18 protein-coding genes and 1 pseudogene are annotated in these 15589 nt (G+C 67.9%); 13 read left to right on the forward strand and 6 right to left on the reverse strand.

The genetic code is table 11. The features are described 5' to 3' along the window. Position 1: 1 nt before the first annotated feature. The 4 genes and pseudogenes from IE325_RS11170 to IE325_RS11185 all read right to left on the reverse strand — a co-directional run. The gene (locus IE325_RS11170) at positions 2 to 1024 is read right to left on the reverse strand and encodes a zinc-dependent alcohol dehydrogenase (protein WP_190069629.1); all 1023 of its coding nucleotides are present in this window, start codon (positions 1022 to 1024) and stop codon (positions 2 to 4) included. A 25-nt stretch (positions 1025 to 1049) separates the two neighbouring features. Beyond that, positions 1050 to 1967, reverse strand: coding sequence for a universal stress protein (locus IE325_RS11175; protein ID WP_190069630.1), 918 nt, complete (start codon positions 1965 to 1967; stop codon positions 1050 to 1052). Positions 1968 to 2130: 163 nt separating this feature from the next. Beyond that, a complete protein-coding gene (locus IE325_RS11180; protein WP_190069816.1) occupies positions 2131 to 2766 on the reverse strand; it encodes a DoxX family protein in 636 nt (211 codons plus the stop codon). Positions 2767 to 2969: 203 nt separating this feature from the next. Beyond that, a pseudogene (locus IE325_RS11185) lies at positions 2970 to 3260 on the reverse strand (pyruvate formate lyase family protein); the annotation flags it as partial. Between the two features lie 170 nt (positions 3261 to 3430). Between IE325_RS11185 and IE325_RS11190 the strand changes: the two are divergent. The 4 genes from IE325_RS11190 (at position 3431) to IE325_RS11205 (ending at position 7197) form a co-directional block, all read left to right on the forward strand. After that, positions 3431 to 3895, forward strand: coding sequence for a cyclic nucleotide-binding domain-containing protein (locus IE325_RS11190; RefSeq protein ID WP_190069631.1), 465 nt, complete (start codon positions 3431 to 3433; stop codon positions 3893 to 3895). Between the two features lie 35 nt (positions 3896 to 3930). Then, positions 3931 to 4614: a CBS domain-containing protein gene (locus tag IE325_RS11195; protein ID WP_190069632.1), complete on the forward strand. Its 684-nt coding sequence runs from the start codon at positions 3931 to 3933 to the stop codon at positions 4612 to 4614. 193 nt (positions 4615 to 4807) lie between these two features. Then, entirely contained in the window at positions 4808 to 5509 is a 702-nt protein-coding gene (locus IE325_RS11200; protein ID WP_190069633.1) for a response regulator, read from the forward strand. 920 nt (positions 5510 to 6429) lie between these two features. Next, a complete protein-coding gene (locus IE325_RS11205; RefSeq protein ID WP_229911750.1) occupies positions 6430 to 7197 on the forward strand; it encodes an endonuclease domain-containing protein in 768 nt (255 codons plus the stop codon). A gap of 296 nt (positions 7198 to 7493) precedes the next feature. On the opposite strand, the gene IE325_RS11210 is transcribed toward IE325_RS11205, so the two are convergent. After that, positions 7494 to 8270, reverse strand: a complete 777-nt coding sequence (locus IE325_RS11210; RefSeq protein WP_190069634.1) for a hypothetical protein — start codon at positions 8268 to 8270, stop codon at positions 7494 to 7496. Between the two features lie 503 nt (positions 8271 to 8773). Here IE325_RS11210 and IE325_RS11215 point away from each other — a divergent pair. From IE325_RS11215 to IE325_RS11225, 3 genes are all read left to right on the forward strand, one after another. After that, entirely contained in the window at positions 8774 to 9211 is a 438-nt protein-coding gene (locus tag IE325_RS11215) for a GNAT family N-acetyltransferase (RefSeq protein WP_190069635.1), read from the forward strand. A gap of 172 nt (positions 9212 to 9383) precedes the next feature. After that, a complete protein-coding gene (locus tag IE325_RS11220) occupies positions 9384 to 9836 on the forward strand; it encodes a GntR family transcriptional regulator (protein ID WP_190069636.1) in 453 nt (150 codons plus the stop codon). Then, positions 9833 to 10735, forward strand: a complete 903-nt coding sequence (locus tag IE325_RS11225; RefSeq protein WP_190069637.1) for a phosphotransferase enzyme family protein — start codon at positions 9833 to 9835, stop codon at positions 10733 to 10735. Before IE325_RS11220 ends, IE325_RS11225 begins: the two co-directional genes overlap by 4 nt. Before the next feature lie 4 nt (positions 10736 to 10739). Here the strand turns inward: IE325_RS11225 and IE325_RS11230 are convergent, their stop codons facing one another. After that, positions 10740 to 12080 carry an NsdA family TPR-like regulatory protein gene (locus tag IE325_RS11230; protein WP_229911751.1) on the reverse strand — a complete coding sequence of 447 codons (1341 nt, stop codon included), beginning with the start codon at positions 12078 to 12080 and terminating at the stop codon, positions 10740 to 10742. A gap of 372 nt (positions 12081 to 12452) precedes the next feature. Here IE325_RS11230 and IE325_RS11235 point away from each other — a divergent pair, with 372 nt between their 5' ends. From IE325_RS11235 to IE325_RS11260, 6 genes are all read left to right on the forward strand, one after another. Then, positions 12453 to 12623 carry a hypothetical protein gene (locus IE325_RS11235; RefSeq protein WP_190069639.1) on the forward strand — a complete coding sequence of 57 codons (171 nt, stop codon included), beginning with the start codon at positions 12453 to 12455 and terminating at the stop codon, positions 12621 to 12623. A 226-nt stretch (positions 12624 to 12849) separates the two neighbouring features. Continuing rightward, positions 12850 to 13140 (forward strand): hypothetical protein, encoded by a 291-nt coding sequence (locus IE325_RS11240; RefSeq protein WP_190069640.1) that lies wholly within the window; start codon positions 12850 to 12852, stop codon positions 13138 to 13140. Continuing rightward, positions 13137 to 14126, forward strand: coding sequence for a DUF2637 domain-containing protein (locus IE325_RS11245; protein ID WP_190069641.1), 990 nt, complete (start codon positions 13137 to 13139; stop codon positions 14124 to 14126). The genes IE325_RS11240 and IE325_RS11245 overlap by 4 nt, the downstream gene beginning before the upstream one ends. Further along, positions 14123 to 14773 (forward strand): GGDEF domain-containing protein, encoded by a 651-nt coding sequence (locus tag IE325_RS11250; RefSeq protein ID WP_190069642.1) that lies wholly within the window; start codon positions 14123 to 14125, stop codon positions 14771 to 14773. The genes IE325_RS11245 and IE325_RS11250 overlap by 4 nt, the downstream gene beginning before the upstream one ends. Next, complete coding sequence (locus IE325_RS11255) at positions 14773 to 15180, forward strand: RRQRL motif-containing zinc-binding protein (protein ID WP_190069643.1); 408 nt, start codon at positions 14773 to 14775, stop codon at positions 15178 to 15180. Before IE325_RS11250 ends, IE325_RS11255 begins: the two co-directional genes overlap by 1 nt. Before the next feature lie 2 nt (positions 15181 to 15182). Continuing rightward, entirely contained in the window at positions 15183 to 15500 is a 318-nt protein-coding gene (locus IE325_RS11260) for a hypothetical protein (protein WP_190069644.1), read from the forward strand. The last annotated feature ends 89 nt before the right edge of the window (positions 15501 to 15589 follow it).

Raw genomic sequence — 15589 nt, forward strand, 5'->3', positions numbered from 1 at the left:
CTCACCGTCCCGCACCGAGGTCGAAGACGATGCGTGCCTTGACCTGGCCGCGCAGCACGTCGTCGATGGACTCGTTGGCGGAACCGAGCGGGCGGGTCTCGCAGATGACCTGCGTACGGCCGGCCGCGTGCAGGTGGAAGACCTCGGCGAGATCCTGCCGGGTACCGACGATCGAGCCGATCACGCTCGTGCCGTTCAGGACGGTGTCGAAGATCGGGACCTGGATGGTGCCGTGCGCGGGCAGAGCGACCATGACGAGCTTTCCGCCGCGCCGCAGCCCGGAGTTGACGGCCGCGAAGGCGGCTTCGTTCACGGCCAGGGCGATGGCCGCGTGGGCACCGCCGTGCCGCTTCAGTACCTCGCCGACGTCGTGCTTGCGGGCGTCGATGACGAGGTCGGCGCCCAGTTCGGCGGCGAGTTCGAGCTTCTCGTCGGTGACGTCGACGGCCGCGACGGTGGCCCCGGCGATCTTCGCGTACTGCACGGCCAGGTGACCGAGTCCGCCGATCCCGGAGATGGCGACGAGCTGGGTGGGCTTCACGTCGGCGACCTTGAGCGCCTTGTACGTGGTCACGCCGGCGCAGGTCAGCGGGGCGGCGTCGATCGCGGTGACGCCCTTCGGCACCGGCTGCGCGAAGTCCGCCCAGGCGAGCATCTTCTCGGCGTAGCCGCCGTCGCAGCCGTACCCGGTGTTGATCTGCTGCTCGCACAGCGTCTCCCAGCCGGACAGACAGTGCTCGCATCGCCCGCATGCCTTGCCCAGCCACGGCACGGCGACACGTTGTCCGACGGCGAGGTGGGTGACGCCGTCGCCGAGCTTCTCGACGAGGCCGACTCCTTCGTGGCCGGGCACGAAGGGCGGTGTGGGCTTGACCGGCCAGTCGCCGTGCGCGGCGTGGATGTCGGTGTGGCACAGCCCGCAGGCCTCGACCCGGATGCGGACCTGGCCGGGGCCGGGTTCGGGGTCGGGGCGGTCCTCGATGACCAGGGGCTCGCCGAAGGCTCGTACGACCGCTGCCTTCATGGTTTGTGCTCCTCGGGTTCTTCCGTCAGTGGTGCGGAACGACGGCGACGGGGGCGGTGGAGTGGTGGAGGACGGCGTGGGTGACGGGGCCGATGTGCGCGCCGACGGGGTTGCGGCGGATGCGGCGGCCGACGACGACCAGGGAGGCCTCACGGGAGACGTCGACGAGGTGGCTGCCTGGGCTGCCGTAGTGGGACTCCTCGCTGACCTCGATGTCCGGGAACTTCTTGCGCCACCGGCTCAGGACCTCGGTCAGAGCGGCGGTTTCACGCCGCGCCAGTTCTCCGTGGAGTTCGAGGTCCACGGAGAGGCCGTACGCGTAGTACGGCGGCGGGTTCCAGCCGTGAACGACCCGCAGGGACGTGCCACGGCGCGCCGCGGCCGCGAACGCGAACTCGATCAGCTCCTCATCCGGGCTCTCGATGTCGAGCCCGAGGACGACGGGCCGGAAGGCGGTGGCGGCGGACGGAACACCGGCGGGGTCCATCTCGTGCTCGTCGGCTGCCTGCTCACCGGCCCGGACCAGGACGACCGGCCGCTCGGCGTGTGCCACGACGGCCAGTGCGACCGATCCGACGAAGAAGCCGCCGATTCCGCTCAGTCCACGGGAGCCGAGGACCAGTAGTTCGGCGTCCTTCGCCTCGTCGGCCAGCACTTCGGCGGGTCGGCCGGACAACTGCTCGGTGAGCACGCCGAGGCCGGGGTGGCGCAGCCGGATGCCCTCGGCCGCGTCGCGGGGGATCCGCTCGGTCCAGTGCTGCTGGGTCTCGGCGCCGAGGAGCGGTGCCTGCGCCATGGGCTCCGGTACCGGCTCCCAGACGTGGACCAGCTTCAACGGCAGGCCGAGCAAATGCGCCTCGCGGGCCGCCCATTCGGCCGCCGCGCGGCTCTCACGTGAGCCGTCGAGGCCGACGGTGACGCTGTGGGTGATCGTGCGGGTCATGATTCCACCTCCTGAATCGGTGGTCCCGATTCCAGCTTCGTCTTCGGATGTGGGCCCCGGGCAGAGGCCGCAGGTCCCTTCAACGGGCCGACCGGCCCTTGCGGGTGGTATGCGGTGCGGTGGCCCGAGGCCGGCCCCCCCCACCTCCCGCTCTCCCCTCCGGTCAGCGCAGCCAGGGGCTGCGGCGGACGAGCGGGAGCCTGGTCCAGAGCTTGCCGAGGCCGAGGGTGTCGCCGGCGGAGACGACGGCGAGGGCGATCAGGACCACGGCGTAGATGAGGTGGTACTCGGCGAACGGGTTCGTCGACATGCTCGGCGAACCGTCCGAGAGGGTCCGGGCGGGCGGCCACTCGGCGGCCCACATCAGCGCCATCATCACGGTGCCCGCGACGGCGGCCGGCCGCAGCGCCACACCGGCGATGAGCGCCACACCGATCCCGAGCAGACCGAGCATGAACAGCCAGTCCGCCCAGGCGTCCCCGGCCCAGGAGTGGAAGGCGGACTCCATCGGTCCGGCGGCCACGCCGCCGAGAAAGCCCTTGGTCGGCGAGCCTCCGTCGATCCAGCCCTTGCCGGAAGGGGTGGCGTAGCCGAGGCCGAAGGTCTTGTCGAGGAACGCCCACAGGAAGACGAACCCGGTGAGCAGGCGCAGGGACGCGAAGACGTAGGCACGTGCGGTGTGCGTTTCGCTGTGTGCCGACACGGCGGACTCAGGTATGGAGGCAGCGGCGGTCCGGTTCCTGCGGATGGACGGCAGGTGGAGGCCCGAACTCCGGTGAGAGTGCTCGTGCACGGCCATGGTGGTGATCCCTTCGGGGAGATGCGCGACGGTCCCGGTCGGTGTCCGCCGCTGCTCACTCTCGTGGCGGCGAGGCGGTGGCCGCCGGGTGCCGAAGGTCCGTGGCCGTAGGGCTGAACGGCCCTGTCCGCAGGGCCCGTTGGGGTGCGTGCTCGGCCGGACAAGGTTCACGCCGGTGGATAGTGGGGTCGGCGGAGACGGGTGGCCGTCGTCGTGGGTCTTGCGGTAGGTGCCGAAAACCCGCGTCACGAACGGGTCGGGCTCATAGCCGTACGCCTTCAGCCCGTTCTCCACCATGCGCAGGCCGCCGTTCGGCATGATCGCGCGCTTCAGCGGAGCGACGGTCTGGAGGCCGACGATCAGTTCGCGGTCGCGGTCTATGTAACCGGGCGCGTGCGAAGTGATCGTGGACGGGGTGACGGCGTCGACGTCGAGAATCCCCTTGCGCGCTCCTCGGGGAAAAGGGCGCTGACCTTCTCCCAGACTGCACGGGTGCCTCTCGCCCCTTCATCGAACCTCCGTGTCGGGGCTGCGGGAGGGCGCCGGAGGTCTCCTCGTCGGAGCCGGTTGGCCCGTGCCGATGGACCGGGTGGCCCATGGTCCGCCGGCGGCGCCGGGCACACGCTGACTGCATAGGTCCCTGCACCTCGTCGGGAGGCACGCCATGATCACCACGCCCACGCCCAGCATGCTGCGCGCCCTGCCCGCCGATCACCGGCAGCGGCTGATGCGCGTCGCCCGCGAGGTGTCCTTCCCGCAAGAAACGCGCCTGTTCGACGAAGGCGGCAGGGCCGACCGGTTCTGGATCATCCGAACCGGCACCGTCGAGCTCGACATGCGCGTGCCCGGCCGCCGCCCGGCCGTCATCGAGACCCTCCGGCACAACGAACTCGTCGGCTGGTCCTGGCTCTTCACCCCGCATGTCTGGCACCTGGGTGCCGAGGCGACGACCCCGGTGCGGGCCTACGAATTCGACGCCACGGCCGTCCGGTCGATGTGCCGGGACGACCCGGCCCTGGGCCACGCCGTCACCCAATGGGTGGGCGACGTCCTCGCCCACCGCCTCCGCTGCGCCCGGACCCGGCTGCTGGACCTGTACGCCCCCTACGGCTCCGGCAGCTACGTCTGAACGTGCCCGCTAGCCGAAGCGAGGAAGGAGCCACCATGCACGGCACCCCGCACACCATCAGCGACGTAATGACTCACACCGTCGCCGCTGTCGGGCGCAAGGCCACCTTCAAGGAGATCGCGCGGCTGATGCAGGACTGGAAGGTCAGCGCCCTGCCCGTCCTCGAAGGCGAGGGACGCGTCGTCGGAGTCGTCTCCGAAGCCGACCTGCTGCCCAAGGAGGAGTTCCGCGACAGCGACCCCGACCGTTACACCCAGCTGCGCCGCCTGTCCGACCTTGCGAAGGCCGGGGGGCTCACCGCCGAGGATCTGATGACCTCCCCGGCGCTCACCACCAGCCCCGATGCGACGCTCGCCCAGGCCGCCCGCACCATGGCCCACGCCAAGGTCAAGCGACTGCCGGTGGTCAACGAGCTGGGCATGCTGGAGGGCATCGTCAGCAGGGCCGACCTGCTCACAGTCTTCCTGCGCGGCGACGACGACATCGCCGAAGAGGTGCGCCGCGAGCTCGTCGCCCACCTGTTCCCGACGCCCGGCTCGGCGATCCGGGTCGAGGTGCGTGACGGAGTCGTGAGGCTCGCCGGGCACGTCCGGGACACGTCCCTGATCCCTGTGGCCGCCCGTCTCGTGCGCGCGGTCGAGGGCGTGGTGGACGTGGACTTCGAGTTGGAAGGCAACGGCAACGCCATCGGATCCCGTGACTCGTCCGCCCTGCCCTGACCAGATCGCCGAGGCCAGGCCACACCTGATCCTCGACGCTGGGTGCCAACCCAGGCTCGTTGGGCCGGTAGGGGCGCTTCTCTCGGCCGATGGGGCCGGACGGCCCTAGTACAGCCGGCCCCGGCGAGCGATGATCGGCAGCAGGAGCAGTCCATGGTCCGCAGATGTGAGCCGCGGGGAACGAGGGGTCGTCATGACCGAGACAGGCACCTTCACCGAGCAGAACCCGATCCGGGTGTTCCTGCTGGACGATCACGAGGTCGTACGACGCGGCATCACCGACCTGCTCGACGCCGAACCGGACATTTCAGTGGTCGGTGACGCGGACACCGTCGCTCACGCCCTCGCCCGCGGCCCGGCGCTGCGCCCGCATGTCGCCGTACTCGACGTACGCCTCCCCGACGGCGACGGCATCACGGTCTGCCGTGAGCTCCGCAGCCGGATGCCGGAACTGGCGTGTCTGATGCTGACGTCGTTCGACGACGAGGACGCCCTGCTCGACGCGATCATGGCCGGTGCCTCGGGCTATGTCCTCAAGCAGATCAGGGGCTCCGACCTGGTCTCGGCGGTACGCACGGTCGCCTCGGGCCAGTCCATGCTGGACCCCGCGACCACGGCCCGCCTGATGCGCACGCTGCGCGCCGACCCGGCCGAGACCCCGACCATCGCACCCGAGCTGGCCAGCCTGTCGCCCCGCGAGCGCGACATCCTCGCCCTGATCGGCGAGGGCCTGACCAACCGCGAGATCGGCCACAAGCTCTACCTCTCGGAGAAGACCGTCAAGAACCACATCTCCCGCCTGCTGGCCAAACTCGGCGTCCAACGCCGCGTCCAGGCCGCGGTCCTCGCCTCCCACCTGGAACAGCCCGAGACAAGCGAGCGCCCGGGACGGTGAGGGCGGGGAAGCAAGCACCGAGACCAATGGGCTCCGCATGGTTTCCATCACCCGCAGGCACACTGGTGCCCAAGGTGCCTACGGGCCATCAGGAGTCGGCGCTGGTTCCCTCGCCGGAAGCTTCCATGGGCGTTCGTGTGCGCGTTGACCACGTCGGGTCGAAACAGGGCTGCCACATACAGGCCTGTGCCGTCGACTCTCACGAGAGCAGCACGCGCAGGCGGGAAGCCCGCCCGTTCGCGCTCGCCCCGCAGAAGGTGACGTCCCGTTGGCCCGCAAGCCGTACGACCTACGGGCCACCTGCATCACGAACTGGCTCACCCTCAAGGTGTGCAGAGGATGGCGAACGGGGAGTGCGTGCAGTCAGAGCCGGCTGACTCCACCTGGCCGCCATCGCCCACGCACCGGTTCGCCGCGCCGATCGGTCTATCGCAGGTCTATCGTGACCACTGCCGACCAACGACAAAGAGCGGGAGTCAGTGAGACTGACCCCCGCTCTTTCATGTCGGCATCCGCCCAGGTCAGCGTGTGGTTTCTGCTGATCTTCGGCGAGTGCCCCCGGCAGGATTCGAACCTGCGCACACGGCTCCGGAGCACAATCAGAGTTCGGCTTGCGAACGGCCTCTGACCAGGAAGTTCCTTGATCCCGAGAGCAGTGCAGAGCCCGCGTGTATCGCAGATAGTGCGTATTAGGCAGGGTGCAGGTCCCCAGTGGGGCTAGGGCGTGCCGTGTGAGGCAGAGTAAATCGGGAGTCGCCTCCGGCTCCTGCCCATTTTTTTTTGAGGGGTCGGCTTCGCCGACGGGCTGCAACACCTTGGGGTCCCGCGAGGGGCGCCGGAATCCGAGCTGAACCGCCGGCCTCGGTCCGATGCCCGGAGGCGGGGTTCCTAACTGTCAATGGGCATGTCACCTTTAGATCATGATGGCCGACTTACCGGTTCGTATCGTGGATGGACGTGTAGTCACGGAACGGGGGATCGGACCGGTGGCGATGGTCTGGCTCCCAGTGAACGGGCAAGTCATCGCCAAGATCCCGCCTCGGAAGGGCAATCGCCGTTGGCTGCACGAGACGGTGGGCATCCGTTCCCCGGACTTCAACGGCGACCGTTGGCAGCTGCCACGCAGTAGCCTCGTGCGGCTGGTGACGGCGGCGGTCGACCGGTACGGGTTCATCGTGCTCTACCGAGATATGTCGAGGCTGTCGCAATGCACGAGGGCATGTTTGGAAGCAACAGGCGCTGAATGCCAGTGCTCGTGTCTGGGGCAGCACCACGGACAGGATGCCGCGGGCTGGTTCGAGCGTGTCGGCGATGCGGTAGTGGCGGAGCGAGGCGAGTGCACTCGTACTGCGGTCGTCTACGGTGCGAGAGGGAGCGACGTGGACGCGGCGGTGTATCACGGTGAGCTGGCCGGTGAGCACTACCGGGTTGATCCCGCCGGCCGATGGAGCTGGCCGACCGCTGCACGCTTCATGTGCGCGAGCTGCATGACCGTGCGGGCAGCGGTGTGGGACCACTGCCACACGCACGGCTTTGTACGCGCGCCGCTCTGCAATCGCTGCAACACCCGCTATTGGCGCGGATGGCGGCCCCAGCACGGCCGGACAACGCACAGCCGTAACCTCGACGACAGCTACTACAGCTGGTGCCCGAAGAGCACCGAGGAGCGGAGACGGTGCAGCGCATAGCAGAGCTTCGAGGCGCCGGTGACAGGTAAAGGCGTAACCGGACAGCCGGACAGGTGGGACACTAGGTGTCGGTCACTCGGGTGCGTGTGACGCTGGACGGGAAGCCGCCATGAACTCGCAGTTAGCCGGGCTGGGTAGCGTGCCGGCCGATCTGTACATACGGGTGATGGCTGGGCGTCTGTGGACCGGCAACTGCTTCGTCCCGAATCAACCGTGGGTGACGGCTCCACCTTGGGCGGCTCTACCTCTCACCTGTGCTGATGGTTCACTCTTCTACCCGATAGTGTTGGGTTACTTCACAAGTCCTTACCGAGCGTGACTGCTGCCACGACGACGGACAGTACGGCCACGACGAGCGACCCAAGTGCAATCTTGTCGGCGCTTGAAGACCGACTCCACCACGAGCCATGTGGAATTTCTACCGTAGGTTTGAGGACTGCTCGATTGGCTCGATTGAAGAGCTTGAAGCCGATCCAGTACACCACCGCCATGGTCACTGAGTAAGCGAGGATTGCAACAGTCCCCTGCCATGAATCGCCACCACTTGACGATGGGTTGGGCTTGAAACTCTGAGGTTCGACGATCTTGAGGGTTACGAGCATTCCCGCTATGTAGGGAATTGTAATGAGATATAGCAAGAGGGTGGTCTTGAGGCGCTTCGTCCTGTCCTCCCGGTCGCGCCTGGGTCTCCCACCTGCAGCCTTCAGAAAGAGCTCAATCCGGGCGGCCTGCCCGTGGACCCAAGTTGCATCCCGCCCAGAGACCTGCACCTCGACCCGCTCGGCATCGATGGCGATGGCAACCTTTCGATCACCTGCACTGTCGGCAGCTTCCAGTGCAAGATTGTCCCAGTCGTCCAGGTTGCCAGTGGCGTTGGAGTTGCGCACATGGTCGACGAGGCCGGATAGCGTGCCAGCGCTATATCGGGTGCTCGCGCGCTGAGTCGAAATGGACACGGATGCTACGGGGGTTCCTTCTGGGGCGAGATTGAAGAGCCTGTTGAGTTCGCCTTTGCCGAGCCGACAAGTGATGTACACCTTGCGGACTTCATCGTGTTGAGTGGGGCTGGCCATGTCCGGGATGCTGGCACAACTATTTGGGTCGTACGTCTGCTTTCGATGTGTGGTGACCAAGCTGTGGCCTAGTAGAAGTGTGGTCCGCTCCGACCGGCCCCAGCCACAGAGGACTTTCCCGCCTCTGCCCGCATGCACGCAGCGTGCCGCCGGGCGCGGCTAGCGGGGCGAAGACGGGAGGCAGGTCGCGCCGCAGAGGCGGCGTGCGCCGTGCGCGGGCCTTGATCGGGTAGAGAAGATTCAATGCCGCCCTGTTCACTCCTCGTGAAGCAGGGGGGCTGATCGGAAGTCGCCTCCGGCTCCTGCGCCCATTGATAGGTCGGCTTCACCGACGGGCTGTAACACCCCTCGGGTGTTACAGCCGTATGTGACCGGACAGCGCGGACACGTGCACTTTGAGCTGTCCGGGGTGTTTGTGCAGGTGAAAGGCATAGCCGGACAGCCGGACAGGTGGTGTCAGTCGGGCGTCGTACGGTCTAACCAACCGAACTCATGGGGGCTAAATGCCGGAGCAGGTAGGCGAGTTGAGATGGTGGTGGATCAAGCTACGCAACCCGAGGGATGACAGGTTCTTCCTGTACTACCCCAATGGCGGGGGCGCAGACGCCAAGGTTCTGCGGGTATGTGATCGGGGTGGCATCGAACATGCGATCCTGATCTGGAGCGTCTGCCATGAATGCCAGTGTGGCCTGATCGCAAAGATCTCGATGATCCCTGAATGGCAGCGTCAGGGGCTGGGGCGCCGTCTCGTGCGCTGGGCCCTGCGTGAGGGACCGAACTACGCCTGGGTCACGTCGAGCCAGTCACCGGACGGGCAGCAGTTCTTCCCCGCGTTGGCGCGGGAGACTGGCGCAGCGCTCACTAACAAGGGGGAGCCGTGCGTCCACGTTGACGTCGTGAACCGCTCTTTCCCCAGGCCTCGACTCGTCCGCGACATCTGAGTTCGTCTCCGACCCGGACACCCCGGACACCATCTGTTGTGGTTGTCCGGGGTGTTTGTGCAGGTGGGAGCCTTATCCGGACAGCCGGACAGGTGGGACACTGGGTGTTGGTCAACCGGGCGGGATGGGACGCTGGTAGAGGAAGCCGCCACGTAACTGGAAGGGGAGCCACGTGCCGCAGGCCAGTCCGCGAGGTACGTACTTGGAGGTCTCAGATTCTCTGCGCCAGAAGATCAGGGAGGGCAAGATCACGGAGGCTCTACCGTCTCAGGCGAAGCTAATGAGCGCCCATGGCGTCAGCCGCAGCACCATCGAGCGGGCTCTAGCTGTACTCAAGAGTGACGGGCTGATCGAATCGGTACAGGGGGCCGGTTGGTACGTGGTCGGGACTGGGGACCGTCGCCCGTTGGTCGAGAAGGTGACTGATCTCTTGCGGGCTATGGAGGTCAAGGTCGGAGATCCGTTCCCCACCGAGAAGGAGCTGTGCGAGCGGTTCGGCGCGTCGCGGACTGCCGTCCGTTCCGCCATCGCGCAGATGGAGGGACAGGGACTCATCGGCAAGGGTGCTGCACGAGGGCGGGAAGTCCGTGCCCTGCCGGCCGGACGGGGGACTCAGACCGCATGACGACGACCGAGCGCACCGAGTTCGACGCGGATGCGGCAGCGACCATCCTGCGCAAGGCGTGCGAGGTCGCCGAGGTGGACCCGGACGGAATCGAGATGCTGCGATTCGGGGATCACGTGGTGTTTCGCGTGGACGGTGGCCGCATCGTCTCCCGGGTCGGCCGGAGCCCCGATCGGCTTGCCTCCGTGCGGAGGGAAGTGGCCGTGGCGGAATGGCTTGCGGCTGAGGGGTATCCGGCAGCACGACTCGTCACGTCGGCCGAACAACCGGTCGTTGTCGAGGGCCACCCCGTGACGTTCTGGGAAGGGCTCGCCGACGGGGGAAAGTACGCGAGTACGGGCGAGATGGGTTTTCTGTTGCGGGGGCTTCATGAATTGACGCCGCCGCCTTTTCCGCTGCCTCTCCTTCAGCCCTTCGACAAGGTCGCACAGCGTTTGGCGAGCGCTGTGATTCCGGGCGCCACCCGCGCATTTCTCCGGTCCATGGCTGACGATTTGGCGGCTGAGTACGACCGTCTTCAGTTCGTACTCCCTGCCGGTCATCTGCATGGGGACTTCAACGTCGGTAACGTCCTTCACGATGCGGCTGGCAGTCCCAAGGTCATCGACCTGGACGGGTTCGTCACGGGGCCGCGCGAGTGGGACCTCATGCAGACGGCCATGTACTACGAAAGCTTCGGTTGGCACACAGAGGCCGAGTATGCCGATTTCGTCGCCGGATACGGGTTCGACGTCCGGGAATGGCCGGGGTACTCCATTCTTCGGAGCGTCCGCGAACTGTTGATGGTCACATGGCTGTCGCAGAATGCGGGCACCAACCCGCGCGCGTCCGAGGAAGTTGAGAAGCGGGTGGAAAGCCTGCGCTCCGGTGGATCTCGCCGAGACTGGGCGCCCTTCTAGGTTGTCAGGCGGTCTGCTGCCAGAGGCGGAAGCCGCGAGCCTGTTCCTCGAAATCGCGGAACTCCGTTGCCTGCCTCATTCCGTCAGTGACGCGCTCTTGGAACTCGCGCACGTACTGAACGCAGCGTGCCGACTTCAATCCCTCACCGAGTTGCAGCGCGCCTAGGGCGAACTCAAAACCACGACCAATATCGCCGTGGATGATGAATGACTCGGCCTGCACCATCGTGGCAAAGAAGTCACTTCGGTTGTTGAGACCGTCGCCGAAAATTGAGCCTGCGCCACGTTCCGTGGCTTCGATGGAGCGCCCCAGGTCGCGGAAGCAGTGACCTATCTCGGCTGCAAGCTCCACCTCGTCGAAGTAGGCGATGTATGGCGGGTCGCTGTGTGCCGTCCTCTGGCTCAGCTTGCGTTCCGCCTCCGCTAGTGCAAGGTCACAGCCTCGCCCTTCCCCGAGACGGGCGAGGGCACGTGCCTCCATCGCGAGGTGGTGCGCGGTCATCGTCGGTCCCAGGCTGCCGGCGGGGCCGGTGTATGCAGCGCGGGCGAGAGTCGCAGCGTCCTGATACCGCCCAAGGAACGTCGCCTGGTGGCTCATCGCAGAGAGGATGCTGCTGCCGAGAAGCCGGTCACCGGCAGCCTGCGCCATGCGCAGGCCCTGGATGAAGTACCGCTGCGCGATGCCATGCAAGCCGCTGTCGTACGACATGAATCCGGCGAGCAAGAGTGCCTCGGCGACAGCCGAGTGGAGCTGCTTGCCCACGGCATCGGAGTATGTCCCGTCCAGCATCGGCCGGACGTCGGTGTGCAGGTACTGAATCAGCGCCCGCCGGGCGTGGCCGCCGCCGAACTTCCCATCGAGCATGCTGAACGCGTCGGTTGTCGAGCGCACCATGTCCACGTCCACGGTGCCGACCGCCCGGTTGCCCGCCCGCGTCAATTCTCCGTCCGGCGGGGCCACGATCCAGCGCAGGGAGGCGGCGTTCCAAGCCGCAGAATCGGGCAGTGCCCGCACGAGCGTCTCAGCGTCGGCGAGATCGGCGCGCCAAAGGTCGGCCACGGTCTTGGCCGTGCTCTCCGGCTTGTCCGTGAAGTCAAGCCCCAACTCCGGCTGTACGGCGGACACCGCCGCGTCACCCATCCCGATGTCATCGATCGTGAGTTGGCGTCCCAGCTTGCGTCCGATCGCATCCGCGATGAACCGCGGTGCGTCGCCGCGCGGAATGGAGCCCTTGAGCCATCTGGTCACGTACGTGTGGTCACAGGTGATTTCCTCACCTGACCGAGCGGCAGCGGCGACCACCGCGCGAGCAAGCGACTTGTGTGAGAAGTCGGCTTCCTGCATGAGCGCGGCCAGTCTGGCGTTCCGGTCTGCCATCGAACCCCCAGAGAGCGGCCGCAGTACCAGCTTGACTCACCGTCACTCTACGCAGGTCAGCGCCGGAGGGTAGAGGGTTTGCACGTAGGGGTGCACGAGTGCACCCCCAAGTACACGCTCCCGAAGTCCCTTCCTGTTGGCGAAGGTTGAGTCATCGCCGCGAGGCAGACCGGCAACCCAGGTTCAAAGACAGAGCGCTTGACGACCCGGAATCGATCTGCCAACGTGAGTGGTAGGTAATACACACCACGCTTTGCGGGTGTGGCGTTGCCGTGGCTTCGGGACTCCCGCGAGCACGGCCAGCACCCCCCATCCGTCTACTGATCTGAGAGGACTTTCATGTCGGACCGAAAGAAGAACCAGGCCGGGAACGACCGCAAGGTCACGCCGTGGAGTCATTACGAGACCGCAGCGCAGCGCGCCAAGTCCCGTGACGCCGAGCCTGAGCCCGTCAAGGACGTCACCGACAGCGTCAGCCGTCTGATCAGTTGGGGCTTCCGCCGTAGCTGACCCGTCCAGCCCCGGCATTCAGCCGTGAAGGGCGCGGGATCGAATCCTGCCCGGGGCACCACCCGCCGCTCACGCGGTGGGGAGCGGTCGCCGGATGGTCGGTCCGCTGTGGCCGGGCTTCCCAAGTCGGCCCCTGCCCAACACACACATGCCCGTGCGGCGTGACTCCCCAGCAAGGTCGCACCCCGCCGGGCTTCTCCCTGTCCCTTCGACTCAGGAGAGCACCATGCGTACGTACATCGGCCGCCAACAGGCCGTATCTGTTGAGGACTTCGCGGAACTGGCGCTCGGCACTCCACCGGAGCTGTGGCTCGGGGTGGAGGGCGAGACGGACGAAGAGCGCGCGGCCCGCGAGGATGCGGCGCGCGACATCCTCGCCGACAACCCCGAGATGCCCGACGACCTGGTCCGCATGGCCGCGCAGGTCATCGAGGAGAACCCGGACCTGTTCGACGTCGTCCCGCTCACACGCCCCGCCCGGCGCCGCCGCGCGGAGTACAGGGTGGTGGCGGCATGACGACGCCGACCATCGAGCGTCCGGCGGTGCCGCCACTGACCCGTCCGGAGATGGGCCTTGCCGGACTCGGGGCTCTGGCTGCTGCCGGTGTCGGCGCGCTCGGTTTGATCGCATCGTTCGACGCCGTGTCCGAGGCGGCTGCCCGGTGGGGGTTCGGTGAGCCGTGGATGCTGCCGGTCGGTATCGACGTGGCCATTCCGGTGTTCACCGTGGCCAACCTGCTGCTGATCCGGATGGATATGGCGCTTGCGTGGGTGCGGTTCGTGCCCTGGGTGCTCACCCTGGTCACCTGCGGGCTGAACGTCGCCGCCGGACAGGGCATGTGGGCGAAGGTCGCCCACGGCACCATGCCGCTGCTGTGGGTGGTGTTCTCCGAGATCGGCGCGCACATCTACGCCGTGCGGATCGGCGCCGTCACCGGCCGCCGTATGGAGAAGATCCGCTTTTCCCGCTGGGTGCTGGCGCCGCTGTCGACGTTCGCGCTGTGGCGCCGGATGACGCTGTGGGAGGTCACCTCCTACGCCGTGGCGCTGGAACGGGAGAGGGAACGGCAGTTGGCCCGCGCGGACCTGCGTGAGCGCTATGGCCGCAACTGGCGCCGTGAGACCCCGCGGCGCGAGCGCGTGCTGCTGCGCATGGGCGACCTGGCCCCCGCCGCCGAGCAGGAGACGTCCGCTGAGCCTGTGGTGCAGACGCCGCCGGCGCCTCGGGGCGAGCCCAAGCCGCGCTCGCCCCGCCGTACCCCGGCCAAGGGCAAGGCCAAGCCTGCGCCGCGTGCCCTGGCCGACTTGCTCGCTGAGGCGCGCACGGCCACGGCCGACTGGACGGACGCCGCGATCAACGCTGAGGCGCTGCGCAAGGAACTGCACTGCGGATCCGCACCCGCCCGGCAAGTACGTGACGCCCTGCTCGCCGAACGGGCCGACAGCCGCGCCCTGCACCCCGTGGCCGCGCCCGGCGACGACGCTGAGGAGGTGGCGGCGTGAACACACTGGCCACGGTCCTGTTGTCCGCGCTGCCCCTGGCTGCCGGTTGGGCGATGCACGTGTGGTGGCTGCGGGGCTGCCTGAACACGGCCCGGCGTGACCCGCTCACCGGGTTACGCACCCGCGACGGCTTCACCCGCCGCGCCACAGTGCTGCTCAAGGACCCGCGCGCGGTCGTGGTGCTGGCCGACGTCGACAAGTTCAAGCACATCAACGACACCCACGGCCACGCGGCCGGGGATGCGCTGTTGAAGGCGACCGCCGACCGCCTCGCCCACCACGTCGGCCACACCGGGGTCGCCGGGCGGCTCGGGGGCGATGAGTTCGCCGCCGTCCTCATCGACGCTCACGGCACCGCCGCGGACATGCTCGCCCTGCTGCACGGCGTGCTCGCCCGGCCGGTCGACGGCCAGAACCCGGCCGTGCGCACCACGGTCTCGCTGGGCTGGGTGCGCGCCGCCGACTTCCCCGCCGACGACCTGTCCGGCCTTTTACGGCGGGCGGATGAGGCGATGTACGCGGCCAAGCAGGGACGCGCCGGAACCCGCCGCGCTGGACTGGGACGGCTGTTCGCCAACGTCACCGGCCGCCGCGCCGGGCGCGCCGGCGCCCGCGCCGATGCCCCGGTTGTAGGGGTGGCGGCCTGATGTCCGCCTACGGCAAGTGCTTCGACCCCTCCGGTGCCCGGTTCGGCGTGCCCACGTACCCGTGGAAGTTCGCCCCGGACGGCTACGCCACCCGCCGCCAGCTGCGCGAGCGCGGCTTACGCCCTGGTGGCCAGCCGGTCGCCGCACAGGTCATGCGCCAGCACCGGGGCCGCAAGACGGGGGTGCAGGTCGCCTACCTCTACCGCGAGGACCTGGCCAAGCCGGTACGGCCGATGACGTCGCGCAAGTGGGGCGCGCTCGCGCTTGCGATGCTCGCCCGCCGCACCTGCCCCAAGTGCCGTGTCACCTACACCTACTGCCTGCCGACCTCCCTCGGCTGCTGCGTGCTGTGTGCCTACCCCGACAACTCCCAGCCCGCCAACTGCACTGCCCCGAGGAGGGGTTGACCATGGCCAAGCCGAACACGTCCCGTGTGGACCGAGAGATCCGCCGGACGGAACGCAAGCTCGAAGCGGTCCGCAAGGAAGAGATGTGGCCGCTGACCGGGCAGGAGCGGCGGGCGGTGCTGCGGGCGCTCGCCGGAGGCTCGTACAGGGTCGTGCGGGGCAAGAGCCCCGGCCGCGCGGAGCGGAAGCTGGAGACGCTGTGGCAGTCGGTGCTGTCCCGGCTCACCGGGGAACTGACCGCGTTGCAGCGGGAGCGGCAGCGGATCGTCACCGAGCACGCGACCGCCAAGGCGGCGAAGAAGTCCTCGGGGTGGTGGTGACCGCGCCGCCCCGCGCCCGCACCTGTGTCTGACCTCCCCGCAGTGATCCGGCGGGGCCGGTCCGCTCACCTCCTACAGCGACGGACCGG

This window comes from Streptomyces lanatus (genome assembly GCF_014655715.1).
GTDB classification, from domain to species: Bacteria; Actinomycetota; Actinomycetes; order Streptomycetales; family Streptomycetaceae; genus Streptomyces; species Streptomyces lanatus.

Excerpts from the sequence above, each read along its gene's own strand:
- IE325_RS11170 (WP_190069629.1), bottom strand. The coding sequence starts at position 1,024 with ATGAAGGCAGCGGTCGTACGAGCCTTCGGCGAGCCCCTGGTCATCGAG.
- IE325_RS11175 (WP_190069630.1), bottom strand. The coding sequence starts at position 1,967 with ATGACCCGCACGATCACCCACAGCGTCACCGTCGGCCTCGACGGCTCA.
- IE325_RS11180 (WP_190069816.1), bottom strand. The coding sequence starts at position 2,766 with ATGGCCGTGCACGAGCACTCTCACCGGAGTTCGGGCCTCCACCTGCCG.
- IE325_RS11190 (WP_190069631.1), top strand. The coding sequence starts at position 3,431 with ATGATCACCACGCCCACGCCCAGCATGCTGCGCGCCCTGCCCGCCGAT.
- IE325_RS11195 (WP_190069632.1), top strand. The coding sequence starts at position 3,931 with ATGCACGGCACCCCGCACACCATCAGCGACGTAATGACTCACACCGTC.
- IE325_RS11200 (WP_190069633.1), top strand. The coding sequence starts at position 4,808 with ATGACCGAGACAGGCACCTTCACCGAGCAGAACCCGATCCGGGTGTTC.
- IE325_RS11205 (WP_229911750.1), top strand. The coding sequence starts at position 6,430 with ATGATGGCCGACTTACCGGTTCGTATCGTGGATGGACGTGTAGTCACG.
- IE325_RS11210 (WP_190069634.1), bottom strand. The coding sequence starts at position 8,270 with ATGGCCAGCCCCACTCAACACGATGAAGTCCGCAAGGTGTACATCACT.
- IE325_RS11215 (WP_190069635.1), top strand. The coding sequence starts at position 8,774 with ATGCCGGAGCAGGTAGGCGAGTTGAGATGGTGGTGGATCAAGCTACGC.
- IE325_RS11225 (WP_190069637.1), top strand. The coding sequence starts at position 9,833 with ATGACGACGACCGAGCGCACCGAGTTCGACGCGGATGCGGCAGCGACC.
- IE325_RS11230 (WP_229911751.1), bottom strand. The coding sequence starts at position 12,080 with ATGCAGGAAGCCGACTTCTCACACAAGTCGCTTGCTCGCGCGGTGGTC.
- IE325_RS11235 (WP_190069639.1), top strand. The coding sequence starts at position 12,453 with ATGTCGGACCGAAAGAAGAACCAGGCCGGGAACGACCGCAAGGTCACG.
- IE325_RS11240 (WP_190069640.1), top strand. The coding sequence starts at position 12,850 with ATGCGTACGTACATCGGCCGCCAACAGGCCGTATCTGTTGAGGACTTC.
- IE325_RS11245 (WP_190069641.1), top strand. The coding sequence starts at position 13,137 with ATGACGACGCCGACCATCGAGCGTCCGGCGGTGCCGCCACTGACCCGT.
- IE325_RS11255 (WP_190069643.1), top strand. The coding sequence starts at position 14,773 with ATGTCCGCCTACGGCAAGTGCTTCGACCCCTCCGGTGCCCGGTTCGGC.
- IE325_RS11260 (WP_190069644.1), top strand. The coding sequence starts at position 15,183 with ATGGCCAAGCCGAACACGTCCCGTGTGGACCGAGAGATCCGCCGGACG.